At 37.5% G+C, this 14601-nt stretch carries 13 protein-coding genes; 1 reads left to right on the forward strand and 12 read right to left on the reverse strand.

From position 1 onward, the window contains the following. Positions 1-290: 290 nt before the first annotated feature. The 9 genes from ACFX4W_RS15590 to ACFX4W_RS15630 form a co-directional block, all read right to left on the reverse strand. Entirely contained in the window at positions 291-1103 is an 813-nt protein-coding gene (locus ACFX4W_RS15590; RefSeq protein WP_043979326.1) for a BtpA/SgcQ family protein, read from the reverse strand. Between the two features lie 84 nt (positions 1104-1187). After that, positions 1188-2513 (reverse strand): GntP family permease, encoded by a 1326-nt coding sequence (locus ACFX4W_RS15595; RefSeq protein ID WP_043979330.1) that lies wholly within the window; start codon positions 2511-2513, stop codon positions 1188-1190. A gap of 78 nt (positions 2514-2591) precedes the next feature. Continuing rightward, on the reverse strand, positions 2592-3308 hold the full coding sequence (locus ACFX4W_RS15600; RefSeq protein WP_043979332.1) for a GntR family transcriptional regulator: 717 nt from the start codon (positions 3306-3308) through the stop codon (positions 2592-2594). 11 nt (positions 3309-3319) lie between these two features. Then, positions 3320-4336: a sugar kinase gene (locus tag ACFX4W_RS15605; protein ID WP_043980571.1), complete on the reverse strand. Its 1017-nt coding sequence runs from the start codon at positions 4334-4336 to the stop codon at positions 3320-3322. Further along, on the reverse strand, positions 4329-5084 hold the full coding sequence (gene dagF, locus ACFX4W_RS15610; RefSeq protein ID WP_043979334.1) for a 2-dehydro-3-deoxy-phosphogluconate aldolase: 756 nt from the start codon (positions 5082-5084) through the stop codon (positions 4329-4331). Before dagF ends, ACFX4W_RS15605 begins: the two co-directional genes overlap by 8 nt. Position 5085: 1 nt before the next feature. Beyond that, positions 5086-6189, reverse strand: a complete 1104-nt coding sequence (locus ACFX4W_RS15615) for a DgaE family pyridoxal phosphate-dependent ammonia lyase (RefSeq protein ID WP_043979337.1) — start codon at positions 6187-6189, stop codon at positions 5086-5088. After that, positions 6167-7267 carry an amidohydrolase/deacetylase family metallohydrolase gene (locus tag ACFX4W_RS15620; RefSeq protein WP_043979339.1) on the reverse strand — a complete coding sequence of 367 codons (1101 nt, stop codon included), beginning with the start codon at positions 7265-7267 and terminating at the stop codon, positions 6167-6169. The genes ACFX4W_RS15615 and ACFX4W_RS15620 overlap by 23 nt, the downstream gene beginning before the upstream one ends. A 153-nt stretch (positions 7268-7420) precedes the next feature. Then, a complete protein-coding gene (locus ACFX4W_RS15625; RefSeq protein WP_043979342.1) occupies positions 7421-8344 on the reverse strand; it encodes an oxidoreductase in 924 nt (307 codons plus the stop codon). A gap of 154 nt (positions 8345-8498) precedes the next feature. After that, positions 8499-8870, reverse strand: a complete 372-nt coding sequence (locus ACFX4W_RS15630) for a thiol-disulfide oxidoreductase DCC family protein (protein ID WP_028408045.1) — start codon at positions 8868-8870, stop codon at positions 8499-8501. Positions 8871-9288: 418 nt separating this feature from the next. Between ACFX4W_RS15630 and ACFX4W_RS15635 the strand changes: the two genes are divergently transcribed. Beyond that, entirely contained in the window at positions 9289-10512 is a 1224-nt protein-coding gene (locus ACFX4W_RS15635; RefSeq protein WP_043979346.1) for an MFS transporter, read from the forward strand. A gap of 341 nt (positions 10513-10853) precedes the next feature. Here the strand turns inward: ACFX4W_RS15635 and ACFX4W_RS15640 are convergent, their stop codons facing one another. From ACFX4W_RS15640 to ACFX4W_RS15650, 3 genes are all read right to left on the reverse strand, one after another. After that, positions 10854-12065: a sugar efflux transporter gene (locus ACFX4W_RS15640; RefSeq protein WP_237074693.1), complete on the reverse strand. Its 1212-nt coding sequence runs from the start codon at positions 12063-12065 to the stop codon at positions 10854-10856. A gap of 103 nt (positions 12066-12168) precedes the next feature. Then, positions 12169-13077 carry a UTP--glucose-1-phosphate uridylyltransferase GalU gene (galU, locus tag ACFX4W_RS15645; protein WP_162213900.1) on the reverse strand — a complete coding sequence of 303 codons (909 nt, stop codon included), beginning with the start codon at positions 13075-13077 and terminating at the stop codon, positions 12169-12171. 46 nt (positions 13078-13123) lie between these two features. After that, positions 13124-14326: a macrolide family glycosyltransferase gene (locus tag ACFX4W_RS15650; RefSeq protein WP_162213899.1), complete on the reverse strand. Its 1203-nt coding sequence runs from the start codon at positions 14324-14326 to the stop codon at positions 13124-13126. Positions 14327-14601 lie beyond the last annotated feature (275 nt).

The raw sequence follows: 14601 nt of genomic DNA on the forward strand, positions 1-14601 counted from the left end.
TTAATATGAAAAGGCTCATTTTTCATTAGATCACCACTATAATAAAAATTAATTAAACAGAGAATTTGTATTCTTCAGATTGGGCGGGATCAATGAAAATTTCTCTTTTAATATTGTCCATTTTCTTTTAGCTATTACTCCAATGAAACTAAGCTGTATATTCTCATCTATTGCTATCTCTTTTTAAATATGTCTTTATTACAGATGAGGTATACAGGTGCACTGTGGACAATTACAGCATCCGTATCAAAACTAAAAGCTAACTGATTCACCTTTACCCTTTTTGTCGTTTAAAGATTGTCACGAAAAAATTTTACTTTGTCCATAAATCTTTTTACACGGTCAACATCCACATGGTTTTCAAATTTACCGTCGTATTTAAATGTTGTACCTACAACTGCCCCATCAGCAATAGATAACTGTTCTTTGAAATTAGTGAAATTAACTCCTGTATTAGCAAGTAAAATTGTATTAGGAACAGCCTCCTTTACGCGCATTAATAACTGCACATCCGTCTTGGCCCCTGCTGTTAATCCAGATACACATAGCGCATCTGGTCGATTGTTAAATACCGTAGATGCAGCAATACTTTCAATTTCCCGCTCAGCCAAATACGCAGCAGATTCAGGAACAACATTATATAATAATTTAACGTTTTTGGCCCCAATTCGATGCTGATGTCTAATTGTTTCTCCAACGTTGGTATTCCAAGTACCAAAATCACTTGCATATACGCCTATAAAAATTTCTCTAACAAACTTAGCACCAGTAGCAGCCGCTAAATCCAAAGATTTCTTAGCATCCCACAATACATTTACTCCAAAGGGCACTTTAATTTCCGACATCAATTCACCTATAATTCGTGCCATCGCAGCTACAGTTTCCGTTTTAACATCCGTTAAATACGGCATGCTAAACTCATTTGAAAACATAATAGCATCTACTTCGCCTTCTTGAAGAGCATGCAAATCCTTTCTTGCCATTTCTACTACATAGTCCATACCTTTTTCACTATTAAAATATGGATCTCCAGGCAGCGGTAACAAGTGACACATAGCAATAATAGCTTTTTCTGTTCCAAGTATTTCTTTTAACCAGGTCATATACATTGCCTCCTTATTCTACAAATACTATATATCAAGTCAACTAGTAAACCTCCTTCCAAAATAATCAGAAGGAGGAAATTTTCAAATAAAAACATCAAATAATAGAACGCCTCCAAAAGCAATAAACGAAAGCAGTGTTTCTAGTACCGTCCATGTTTTAAACGTCTCTTTTACCGTTAGACCTAGATATTCTTTTACTAGCCAAAAGCCTGCATCATTTACATGAGAGAACATTAGTGATCCTGCTCCTGTCGCAATAACCAGCAGTTCCAGATTGACTCCAGACATATGCACAATGATTGGTGAAACAATGCCGGCAGCTGTTGTTAATGCAACGGTTGCCGATCCGGTAGCAATACGAATTAATCCTGCTACCATAAATGCTAAGACAATAGGAGAAAGCGATATTTGCTCAGACATTTGAGCAATTGATGTACCTACACCGCTATCAATTAAAATTTGTTTAAATCCCCCTCCAGCTCCAATAATTAAAATAATAGATCCAACCGGAAGCAATGATTCTTCTACTAATCTTTTAATTATATCTTTCTTCATTCCCTGACGCATGCCCAAAAGATAAAATGCGGCAAAGCAAGAAATTAAAAGTGCGATGACAGGGCTGCCTATAAATACAAAAAATTTAGTTAAAAAGCTAGAAAGCGGTATATACGGAGCCATAACAGATAACACCATTAATAACACAGGTAATAAGATAATGAAAAATGAAATACCTGTGTTAGGTAATTTTTCAGATGAAGTGCTGATACGAATTAATTCAGGTTCCCCTTCAGGAATCACACGTTTATGCACCCATTTTGCGAATACAGGCCCTGCTACTATTGCTGCTGGAAGAGCAATAATCAATGAATAGAGCAAAACTTTTCCTAAGTCTGCATTATATATTCCAATGGCTGTCATCGCTCCCGGGTGGGGGGGCACAAGACCATGTACAATCGATAGGCCTGCAATTACAGGCAGTGCAATTAATAGAATATTTTGTCTTGTTGTTTTATGAATAGAAATCACTAACGGCAGTAAAATAACAATTCCAACTTCAAAAAAAACTGGAATACCTATTATAAAACCAGCAAAGAGCATCGCCCATGGCAACTTTTTGATTCCAAAAAACCTAATGAAAAACTCCGCCACCTGCATGCCAGCCCCTGAGTCTGACATCATTTTCCCTAAAATCGTTCCAAGCGCCAAGATTCCAACAAGGTGACCTAAAACACTGCCGACTCCTGTTTCATAAGCCCCCACAATTTTGTCCATCGAAAGCCCTGACATAATAGCCAGAAATAAACTGGCAACGGTTAAGCTAATAAAAGCATGCCACTTCCACCAAGAGACTCCTAATACAACAATAACAATTGCTAGGCATGTCACAAGCAATAGATACATATCCATACTAAATTCCTCTTTTCCCCCATTTAGTAAACGCTCTCATTTTTCAGGCGAAAAGAATATGTATTCTTCTCGCACTTCTTAAATATCGTAATTCACAATGTATTGCTGCATCTCTGTATTATAATAGCCCTCACTGTATTCGATGATATTTCCTTCTTCATCATAGGAATACCGTGATCTCTTTAATAGCGCTTCTCCAGCCTGCACATTCAGTCTTTCGCCTACATAAGAATCAGCTTTTGCAACAGCAAACTGATCTCGAAATTTCTCCAATGTAATATCTTGTTCTTCAATCAAATCGTATAACGACTGTGCATTTAAGTGTGTTAATTCTATCCCTTCCATACGTTGCATGGTTAAATAATGCGTGTAATGAATATAAGGTTCATTATCTAAATAGTAAAGACGTTCTATTTGAATACATTGCTCACCAAACAGCGTATATAAAGTTGTTTCTGGTGCATTTTCAATTGTCTCCGCCCCAAGCAACTTTTTCTGAATGATATGCCCTTTTTCCACCAACACTTCGGTAAAGCGTTTTCCTTTTGAGAGCCTTGAAATAGATGTATTTCGAATAACTCTTGTTCCTTTACCGCTTTTTGTTTCTAAATATCCATCTTTCACAAGTTCTTTAATAGCATTTCGAACCGTAATTTTACTTACTTGAAATTCCTCTTCCAGCTGCGGCTCAGAAGGAATATTTGTTTGAATGGGATACACGCCATGCAAAATTCGATCTTTTAAGATATTTTTTATTTGTAAATACAGTGGTCCTTTTTTTCGAGATACGTTCACTATTACATCCTCTACCTTTCTACATCGCCTACTGATTCTGTCATCGCTTTTTGTATATCGTACTGGGATGACATAGGAGTATCGCCTACGATTGTATGAGCAAGCATTCCCGCTGTTACAGCGAATGCCACAGTCTTTTCTGCTGAAAAGCTCTCTAACTCGCCATATAAAATGCCGCTTGTATAGGCGTCTCCTGCGCCTATTCTATCATAGACAGAAAAAGTAATCGTATCAGAAAATGTAAATGTATGATTTTTATATATAAAACCGCATAAAGAGTGCTTATTGTTCTTATTAATAGATCGGTGCGTACCGGCTACGACAAAAAGACCGTACTTCTTTGCTACCTTTGGAATTAGTTTCATCAGCTGCTTTCTTCTGCTTATTTCTTCTGTTTCCATCTTAAGAATGTGCATAGCATCTTGTTCATTCATCATTACGATATCTGCAAGGTACAGCATATCTTCATAATGAGGTTTTGCGCTTTCATATCCTTCATCTCCCCATAGAGACGGGCGGTAGTTACAGTCAAATACGACCATACCACCGCGTTCTTTTACCGCTTTGGCAAATGATTTCATATAGGATCGGACGGAATCATTCATTGCTAGAGAGATTCCACAAAAATGCACCACATCTACTTTCTCCGCAATATTCTCAAAATCATATATGCCTTCAGGAGCTCTGTTGAAGCTGCTTTCTGAACGGTTGGTATATGTAACTCGGCTAGATCGGGACCCAAATCCATTTTCTAAAAAATACATACCGACATGTTTTCCGCTGCGTTTAATAAATGACTGCGAAATACCTAACTTTTTAAGATAAGATACAGCCGCATCTCCCACAGCGTTATCCGGTAAAGCAGTGATCAAATATCCCGTATATCCGAAGTTCGCCAACCCCGCCGCTACATTTACCCCTGTACCAGAAAACGAATAGCTTAATGTATGAGCTTGAGAGAGTAATTCATATCCTGGTACTTGTAAACGCATCATTACCTCTCCAAATGCTGCAAAGTTCTTAGCCATGCTGATCAACTAACTTTTTCATCTTTTCGAGGAGCTCACGTACATCATTTACTTTTGTTTTTCCTGTTTTCTGGTCAATGATTGACGAATAAACATGCGGAATAATTTTTGGGACGTCGGCTTCCAAAGCAATACGCAAAATTGTTTCAAAGTTTTCTTTATCAATTCCTCCAGTTGGCTCTAAAGCGAATTCTTCTTCCCCGCAAGCGTGTGCCACAGCTCGGAATTCCTCTTCATAGCTTAACCCTTTCATAGGAAAATACTTGAGCGCGTTTCCTCCCATATCACGTACTAGGGCAATAGCTGTTTTGACTGGTACAATAGCTTGTTCATTATGCGCTGCGCTAACTGGGCCAGTCGAAATATTTACGTAGCCGACTTTGCCGGTTGGGGATACTAAACTATTAATCCAGCTATCCTTTTCACCTAGATTAGCACGTGTTGCTCCAACAGCAGGAAATACTTGATTAATATGGCTGCCAGCATAATTCTTTGCAATTTCTGCTACTACAGCTGCTTGACGATTGTCTCCAGCACCTAAACCAATTGATACTGCTCCATCAATTTCCTTTCCGTATTCTTTCATTGCTTTTACTGCTTCTTCTACAGTAGAATAATCCTTAGATAACACGCCTACTAATACATGCCCTTCTGCAGCCTCAAATACTTCTTTGGCATTTTCGACACTGTTTGCTAATACGTTTAATGCTGCACGCTCTTTATAAAAACGTTTTGTAATGTTTGACATGTCAGTTTCCTCCTACAATTTCGCGTATTCTAGACTCAATTACATGTATATCATCGCCCTTTAAAGGTCTTGGGTCGATGTCAAAATATCCTTGTCTTATCCCGTAATCACGTGTATAAATAGCAATTTCACCTTCACTCAACTCTTTTACAACTTCTTCTGCAGTTATATTAGCCTGTTCTGGAATGATTTGAATTCTAGCTCGGAATATAGCTCGGCCTGCCTCATCTTGAACAATTGTTACGTTAACGCCTTCTATGTCTTTTAATGACAGTAGCGCTTGTAAACTCTCTTTTTCTTTTGCACTTTTATCTTTCTTTTCTCCATACTCATCAAGTGCTTGAAGTAACCCAAATATTGTTTCCTTTCCTACTTTCATACTTCTTCCAATACAATGTAGTTGAACTTTCAGCCATTCGATATATTTACGTTCACCTCCAACAATTCCAGAAGTTGGTCCTTCAATTGCTTTTGAGCCACTGTAGATTGCAAGGTCTGAGTACTTTACATATTTTTGAAGGTTTTCTTCTGCGGCAGCATCCACAATTAACGGAACATTGTTTTTCTGTGCAATTTCCCACGTTTCTTCCACAGAGATCATATTTTTTTGAACTGTATGATGAGATTTCACATAAAGAATGGCGGCTGTGTTTTCAGAAATCGCTTCTTCAATATGAGTTGCTCTTCCTTCATTAGCGTAGCCAACTTCAATAAGCTTTCCTCCACCTAAATAAACCATTGTTTCAACTGGTGCCCCGTATTGTACGTTATGACCTTTCAGAATAATAATTTCTCTTTTAGGAATTTCTTCTTGATGAAGACGCTCGCTCTTGCGGCGATTTCCCTGTGTAACAAGAGCAGCTACAGAGAGAGCAATTCCACTTGAAGCTGAGTTAACAACCACACCTGCTTCTGCTCCTAAGATCTCAGCAATATAATCGCCTGCTTTATCAACTAAATCAGCGATTTCAACGTAATTTTGTCCTCCTTTTTTCATTGCATCCATTACTGTATCAGTCGGTGCTGATACACCTAAAATACTCATTCGACCGCTCGCGTTAATTACTCGTTTCAAGCCATATTTAGCATTCAATGAACGTTCCATTTACAACTACTCCTTTTGCTTTAATTATTTGCTTACCTTCTCTCTTCTCTCCTTCGGAATCAACAAACAGAACAGGCTTGTCTTCTATAGTAAAAAGAGTTAAATTGGCACGGTCTCCAACTTGTATCCTTCCTAGCTCCGGTCTATTAAGCCACTTTGCCGCATTAACAGTAACGCCATTTACTACTTCTTCAAGGCTGTATCCTAAATAAAGAAATTTAGATAATATATGAGCTAAGCTGTATACAGGCCCATTTAGTCGATTCTTTCGATAAATATCTGTGCTAATTGTATTGAATTTAACATTATGTTTTTTGGCAGCTTCTGCTACTTGAAACGAAAAACTTGCATTTCCGTGCCCTACATCTAAATGAACACCTCGTTGGATGGCCTCCATTAGGAGTGGAAGCGGCTTTCCTTCATCATCAAATAGATTATTAGCTTTTCCATTCAAATAGTGAGTAATAATGTCTCCTTTTTCTAGAATCGAAACAACTTCCTCAATAGCAGGAGGACCAGACCCGACATGAACCATTAATGGAAGTGAAATTTTACTAGACATTTTTCGAGCAAAATATAAAGGCTCAATACCGCTTTTACCTACTACACTTTTGCTTATACGGGCTTTTAAACCTACAATATTGTTTCTATATGCCTTCATGGCTTCAAAAATGTTTTCCGCTTTTAGCCAGTCCATATTTGAAAGCTCATCTGTGCGTTTTAAACCAATATGTGAAATGTTTAAAAACGCTAACAAATTAGTTTTTGCTGCATATTGGCTTTGAATTAAATCTGCTATTTGATCAGCACCGCAGCTTCCTGCATCCACTAGTGTTGTTACTCCTTGCTTCACTCCTATCTCGTCTATCTCATCTCCATATGGTTCGAAATCTGGAAACGCATGAACATGTAAATCAATCCATCCGCTGGATATGTAGGTTCCTGAGTAATCATAAACAAGCGGTGCTTTTCCTTCACCAGCTTTTGCTATCTCAGAAATTTTTCCATTTTCTATAACAATATCAAACTCTTTTTCAGTGACCGATTTGACATTCCTTAATAGAAACCGATTCTTCATTTCGTTCACTCCTCTTATGGTGGCGCTTACACTAATATTAATTATTTTTCTGTTTTTACAAATGTAGAATAACATAAAGAAATAAATAAGTAAATATAACGTTATAATGTTTAAGTTTAAAAAAAATAAAAAGCGACCAATAGCCGCTGGTTTTTATCTTTTCTTGAATATATATGTCACTTTTGTTAATTCTTCCGATATGCTCCATAGCCTTTCAGCTACGTCCGGTTTAAATAAAACATCTCCCATCCTATCTTTTGCAGGATATCCTTTTTTAGCATCTTTTCCGTCTGGCCCAATATATGTACCGCCTTCTATTGATTCAGTGGCTGCATAAAGAGTAGGCAGCGCGCCCATTTCTGCAGATTGACTAAATAGCTTGACTAAAAATTTCAGCAAGCCGTTTGGCTCTTTACCTGAACCTCGTGATAATAGGTTAGTATTTGAAATACCCGGATGTACCGCAGCACTAATTGTCGTCGATCCAGCTGCTTCTAAGCGGTTTTGCAGTTCTTTAGCAAACAATAGGTTGGCGAGTTTACTTTGCCTATAGAACTTCATTGGACTGTAGCCTTTTTCCCCGTCTAGATTATCAAAATAGATTTTTCCAGAATTAGCAGCTATACTGCTTACCGTTACGACTCTTGAATGTGGAGTTGCCATTAGTAAAGGAAGCAGCAAACCCGTAAGCGCAAAATGTCCTAAATGATTACAGCCAAACTGCAGTTCAAATCCGTCTTTCGTTTTGCTGTGAGGCGGAACCATCACGCCTGCATTATTAATGAGAAGGTCCAAAGACGAGTATTGTTGAAGAAATTGATTAGCAAAATGCCGAATAGAGCTCAAGTCACTGAGATCTAATGACATAATAGTCACTTTAGCATTTCCGTTATCCGCTTTAATTCTCTTCTTAGCTTCTTTCCCTTTTTCCTCATTACGCACAGCAAGAATGATTTCTGCTCCGCGAGCTGCTAGAGCCCTTGCTGCTTCAAATCCAATACCGCTGTTTCCTCCCGTTATAAGGGCTGTTTTTCCCGTTACACCGGGCATTCGTTCAGCTGTCCATTTTGTTATCATATAGGTTCTCCCTTTCAGCTATAGCTGTTTTTCTAAAATTCACGCGTCTAAGTCACACTAAATTAACGTTTTTTTAAAATTAAGGTATGTATAAAGTATAATGTCTTCAAAACAAAAGGGACAAGCTTTTTCAAAGCTTGTCCCTTTTGTTTGTTTATGTGGTTCGCGGAGAATCGTAGCGTCCAAACCAGTCGTATCGGTTTGTGGAGACCCATTTGTATAGCGGACTAAACGCTTTGTTCATTAATGGTAAATGCAAAAGCACACCTATTGGGAATGTAAGAGGCAAAACAGCTAAAAGCCGTCTGACCGTTTCAAATCCTGCTAGAACTTCCCCTTTTTTGGTCACCATATGAATTTGATCATATAAGTCTCTTCCCTCTTCTTTTAAGTAACTATACTCCGTTCGTTCAATGTATTGAACTGGAATCCACTGAATTTGGTTCGTCCAGTCCAGCGCTTTAATTATTTTTTTTACGTTGTAACATAAAGGACATTGCGCATCAAAAAATACTTTGTGTTTCATTGTTTCCACCTTTCTTCTTTTGTTTCTTTTTCCTTAATTTATAAATACCCTTTTCTCCTTTTTAATAACCACTATTGGGAGGCACTTCTTGTGCATCCTGGCTTTAAAACAAACATTTTTTGTGGGGTTTCTTTTGTGAAGCCGCGAAAGAAGACAGGATTTTTTTATAAAATATCACTTTTTTGGTTTAAAGCGCTAAAAACATGTTAGAATAGATTTCATATTGATTTGAAGCAGTAGGTGCACGCATTTAGTCACATACTAAAAAGGACTAAATAAATATAATGATAAAAGGTAAAGGTAATGTCTTCATAAACTTATCATGGAAGTAGGTTTATAAATAACGAAGAAAAAAGGAGGAACGGGTGTTACTTTTATCCCTTTCATATAAGCTTTTTTACGTAAGGATGTGTAAACGATGAAAAATAAGTACATGCTGTCAGCTTCAGGTATGTATATTAACTACTTTCTACTGGGCATGGTCAATATCATGCTTGCATCAAATATGTCATTTTTGACAAAACAATTAAATACCGACGGTGCTGGAATCAGCTATATCATTTCTGCTATCGGAATTGGAAAATTGCTTTCGTATTCTCTATCAGGCGTCTTGTCTGATAAAGTCGGACGAAAGCCTTTGATTATTGTTTCGTCTCTGACGATGGCGATTTTTTTAATTGGCATTCCATTATCGCCAAATTATCAAACAGCCTTTATCTTTGCTATTATCGCTGGTATTGCAAACTCTGCTATGGATGCTGGAACGTACCCTGCTTTGATTGAGGTCTTTCCTAAATCTTCAGGTTCAGCCAGTGTTCTTGTAAAAGCATTTATTTCTGCAGGAGCGGCACTTCTGCCGTTTATGATTGCCTTTTTTGCAGATCGTGATTTGTTTTATGGGTATGCTTTTTTTCTTCCTGCTCTTATTTATTTACTAAATATGATCTTTATGTTCAAACTGCCTTTTCCCAATCATAAACGCGAACAGAGTACAGTTCAACAGCAAAATACAGCAGAGAATAAATTTATCTCTGCTCCTAAAATGAAACAAGAAGGAATTGCTCTTATTGTGATTGGATTTACTTCTACAGCGCTTTTTACGGTGGCTCAAATTTGGCTCCCTACTTACGGTCAACAAGTATTAGGTATGGCTGAAAGCAGCTCGGTCCGCCTTTTAAGCTACTACAGCATTGGAGCTTTAATCTCTGTTTTAGTATTAGCTGTATTATTAAGCAAAGTGCTTCGTCCTGTAACGGTTATTCTCGTTTACCCGATGATTACCCTTATAGCCGTACTTACGCTTCTTTTTGTTAAAGTACCTGCTATTGCAATTGCAGCTGCTTTTTTCATGGGATTTTCTACGGCTGGGGTCTTTCAATTAGCGATTACTGTTATGACCGAGCTTTTCTGGAACAAAAAAGGAACGGTTACTGGAATTGTAGCGACGGCTGCTGGACTAGCTGCTATTTTATTGCCTTTAGCAACAGGGCTTATGTCTAAAACGGGACATATTTCAATTATCTTTATTTTTGATGCGATGCTTTCAGTAGTAGGTATGGCAGCGGCAGCTTTTGTTAATTACCGCTACCGCAAAATTTTAAATAAAAATCGCAGCGAACAAATTCAAGAAACAGCCTCATAAAAAAGAGGCTGGGGCAAAAATATTTTAGAGAAAGTAAAAAAACGAACCATTAATCAATGGTTCGTTTTTTTGCTATGGTGAATGTATGTGTCATTTGTTTAGGTCCTTCTAACAGTTGATTGGGGAGCAAGGCGAAAATTCCTGCGGGAAAAGTGGAACAGATCAGACCCCGCAGGAGCGCAAAAGACGAGGAGGCTCATCGGCCACCCGCGGAAAGCGAAGACTTGTACGGAAATCAACTGCGGTGGCACAAGCAATCCATACGAGCTCATGTATACTATTTGTCCGCCTTTAGATTGAATTAATTGGGTAATGTCTCAACCTCTTCTTAACTTTTCTTTTTAACTCATTTTCTCAACTGATTTTTGCTTCATAAACAGGAACATCACACCTGAAATAACCGCGAAAACAGCTAAAATGTAAAAAGTAGAAGGCAGCGGAATCACGCTGACTAGTGACCCCATAGCTAAGCTGCTGACAACTGCTGAAGTTTGTATAGCCGTCATATATGCCGTTGTGGCTAGTCCAATTTGACGCGGAGCCAGTGACTGAGCATATACCATTCCCACTCCCATTGTAGCGGACAGAATAAAAGCATAAAATACTTGAAGCACAATTAACCCACTCAGCGGTAAATGAAGGCTCGTTAAAATAAAATAAAGCACTTGGCAAGCAATTCCAATGATAAAGAATCGTTTAACTCCGATTTTATCAGAAAAATAGCCCCCTAACGGCATAAATACTAGCTCAAAAACAGATGTAACGGTAAAGAGAATCCCTACAATCGAAACGGATTGTTTTAACGTATCCGTTATGTAGAGCGGCAAATACATAGAACGCCCGGAATCACCCGCAAAAATGAAAAGAGCTGCTACGAATACAGCTATTAATACAGAAGGTATACCGGCTGGCGCTTTTGAAGATGCATGAGCCGAAGTTTGAGGCATACTGTCTTCTTTAAGCGCAAAAAGAACCCACCCTAAAGTTGCTAGCGATAACAACCCTGATAATAAAAATAAAAGAGTATACCCTCCGTGATCAATAATTAAAGCGCCAAGCATAGGTCCAAAAATATAGCCTTGTGAAAAAGCCATTCGCACGGTACCAGTAATCGTACCTGCCTGCGATTTGCTTTCTTGCTTTTTAACAATAAAATCATTCAGCAGGGCAAAGAAAAAAGAAAACGCATTAAACCCTCCTATAGCAAGTAAAATGAGTGCTATTGTATAAGAATGCGTAAACGCTAACGGCACTCTTGAAATGGTTCCAATCAGTAACGCCCAAATAATAAATGGCTTTCGTTTCCCCCATTTGTCTGATAACGAAGCTAAATAAAACGATACGATTAAACCAATAATGCTCATTGGCACAAATAAAAATCCTGCTTGAAAAGAAGTGGCATGCAATGTATTTGTTGCCCAAACCGTTAAATAAGGCATAAAGCCGCCAACGGATAATCCAATAATAAATAATGAAATAAAAATCGTTCGAAAATCCCGGTCTGTAAACACAATCTTTATGCCTGATACAAACGAATTTTCTATTTTCGACATAAACTCATTTCAACCCTTTCTATCCAGCTGTCAAACGTTCCATTTCCGCAAAAAAATGCACCTTTCTTCAAGAAAAAGTAGAAGAAAGGTGTGTAAATGAAGGTTATTTTCCAATTTGTACAGCAATTTTTTCTTTTTGTTCTTCTTTGCTGATAAGTTCTTTGAATTTGGTCAAAAGAGGTGCTTTTAATTCTTCATCTTTTAATGCAAAAGCAAGAGTCGTAAAAATAAAATCTAACTTTTCTCCTGCATCATAACGTTCGCCCTCGAATTCGTAAGCATAAATAGAACGGTCTATATTCATACGCTGAATAGCATCTGTTAGCTGAATTTCCCCGCCTTTTCCAGCTTCCTGCGTTTCAAGATACTCAAAAATGTCAGGTGTAAATACATAGCGTCCAATAATTCCTAAATTAGACGGAGCTTCTTCGACTGATGGTTTTTCTACAAAACCATTCACTTCGTATAACCGGTTTTTATTTGCTTTTGGATCTATAATCCCGTAACGGTGAACGGATTCTTCCTCTACGCGCTGTACGCCGATAACCGATGATCCCGTTTGGTTATACTGGTCAATCAGCTGTTTTAAACAAGGCTGATCTGGGTCTGTTAAGTCATCTCCAAGTAAAACTGCAAACGGTTCGTTTCCAATAAACTGTCGAGCACAGCCAATTGCATGGCCAAGGCCCTTCATTTCTTTTTGACGAACGTAATGAATATTCGCTAGTTCAGAGATATGCTCCATTTCTTCTAATAGTTCAGTTTTTCCCTTTTGATGAAGCAAGTGCTCCAGTTGAATATTGTGATCAAAATGATTTTCAATTGCTTGTTTCCCGTTTCCTGTAACAATTAAAATATCTTCGATTCCTGATTTTAAGGCTTCTTCTACAATAAATTGAATTACGGGCTTATTTACAATTGGAAGCATTTCTTTTGGGATAGATTTTGTAACGGGTAAAAAACGAGTACCTAACCCTGCTGCTGGTATAACTGCTTTTTTTATAGTCTGCATATTATATTTACTCCTCTCTGTTAGTTATCTAGCTGCCTTACATCTATTACGCTTTGACAGGCACCACATTGAAAATTTCTTTCACTCCTTGCTTGTATCCTCCCGCTGAGCGAAGTGATTCTCCAATTTGTTGTGCATGCTGTTTATATGTGTGAGTAGTTAAAACGTCGTTAACTGTCTTTTTGATTAGCTCAGCAGATACATTATTTTTATCTAATTTTACACCTGCTCCTAACTCCTGCACGCGATCGCCAACCATAAATTGATCCACTGCCATTGGAATAACGACAAGGGGCGTATCGTAGTATAAACCTTCACTGCTGCTGTTCATTCCGCCGTGAGTAATGAATAAATCCGCACGTTTTAAAATTTCTAGCTGCGGTACGTATTGTTTCACAACGAAGTTTTCTGGAATGTGTGCTAATTCTTCAGGTTTGGTATTTTTACCAATAGATAAAATAACTTTACCCTCAAAATCTTTTAATGCTTCTACACATAAGTTATAGATTTCTAGCTGCTGATTAAAAATAGTTCCCATAGAAACAAAAATAATTTTTTCATTTTCATTTTGTAAGTAAGAAGGATCTTCAATGTCTAATCGTTTAACAATTGAAGGACCAATAAACTTGTACTCACTCGTAAATTCAGATACGTTTGGCTGAAAGAATTCTGACGTAAATACTAGCGTAATATCCCCTGGATTCGACATAATGTCAATGGAATCTTTTAACTGAGTATTATATTGGTTGTTGAACTTATTTAATGATTTTTCGAATTGAGGATAAAAGGTAGATTGGTCAGGTTCTGTTTGACCACTTGGCATCATACAAGTTGCTAACTCCTTATTTAACGCAAATGTTGTACAAAGAGAAACCTTCGGAAGCTGAAGAAGGTCGGCCACAGCGGAACCTGCTAAAAGGTGATAATCATAAAGTACATAATCATATGTTTCATGTTTCGTTTCACTCATAATTTTAGTAATAATATTTTCAGATTCATTTAAAAACAAATTCATTATTTCATAGCGGTCATAAGACTCTTCGTTTGTCATCCGGTTGCTCATATCAAGACTTGGACGAAAATCTTCGTATTCACGAAATTCCGCGCCTGATTTCCGAATTTTTTCAGCATAGTCTTCAATGCCGTAATAGACGACCTTTTCCCCTTGAGCCATCAACTCTTTTACAATTCCTAAAGAAGGATTCACATGTCCTTCACCTGGAAAGCCTATTACTAATACTTTTCCCATAACATTCATTCCTTTCACTTAGTTAATAATTAAATTACTTAATTGTTCATTTGGTAAATTTATTGTATAGAAACTGAATTTACTATAAATTATCTTTATCGTAAAGTCATTAAGCGTTTTCAACTAAAAAAAGGTTAAATAGGCTCATTTTGGAATATAGTTATAAATTAACTCAAGAAAAACAAATATTGTAAAATTTATCTCGTTTGTAAATAGATGTATACGCTTCATTATGATGCAAATAAAAAACACACCTCACTAAATCAAGCAAGAGG

It is taken from the genome of Priestia sp. YIM B13489 (assembly GCF_042787645.1).
GTDB lineage: Bacteria > Bacillota > Bacilli > Bacillales > Bacillaceae_H > Priestia > Priestia megaterium.

Bases quoted from the DNA above. Each gene is read 5' to 3' on its own strand.
- ACFX4W_RS15590 (WP_043979326.1), bottom strand. From the start codon at position 1,103: ATGACCTGGTTAAAAGAAATACTTGGAACAGAAAAAGCTATTATTGCT.
- ACFX4W_RS15595 (WP_043979330.1), bottom strand. From the start codon at position 2,513: ATGGATATGTATCTATTGCTTGTGACATGCCTAGCAATTGTTATTGTT.
- ACFX4W_RS15605 (WP_043980571.1), bottom strand. From the start codon at position 4,336: ATGGCTAAGAACTTTGCAGCATTTGGAGAGGTAATGATGCGTTTACAA.
- dagF (WP_043979334.1), bottom strand. From the start codon at position 5,084: ATGTCAAACATTACAAAACGTTTTTATAAAGAGCGTGCAGCATTAAAC.
- ACFX4W_RS15615 (WP_043979337.1), bottom strand. From the start codon at position 6,189: ATGGAACGTTCATTGAATGCTAAATATGGCTTGAAACGAGTAATTAAC.
- ACFX4W_RS15620 (WP_043979339.1), bottom strand. From the start codon at position 7,267: ATGAAGAATCGGTTTCTATTAAGGAATGTCAAATCGGTCACTGAAAAA.
- ACFX4W_RS15625 (WP_043979342.1), bottom strand. From the start codon at position 8,344: ATGATAACAAAATGGACAGCTGAACGAATGCCCGGTGTAACGGGAAAA.
- ACFX4W_RS15630 (WP_028408045.1), bottom strand. From the start codon at position 8,870: ATGAAACACAAAGTATTTTTTGATGCGCAATGTCCTTTATGTTACAAC.
- ACFX4W_RS15635 (WP_043979346.1), top strand. From the start codon at position 9,289: ATGAAAAATAAGTACATGCTGTCAGCTTCAGGTATGTATATTAACTAC.
- ACFX4W_RS15640 (WP_237074693.1), bottom strand. From the start codon at position 12,065: ATGTCGAAAATAGAAAATTCGTTTGTATCAGGCATAAAGATTGTGTTT.
- galU (WP_162213900.1), bottom strand. From the start codon at position 13,077: ATGCAGACTATAAAAAAAGCAGTTATACCAGCAGCAGGGTTAGGTACT.
- ACFX4W_RS15650 (WP_162213899.1), bottom strand. From the start codon at position 14,326: ATGGGAAAAGTATTAGTAATAGGCTTTCCAGGTGAAGGACATGTGAAT.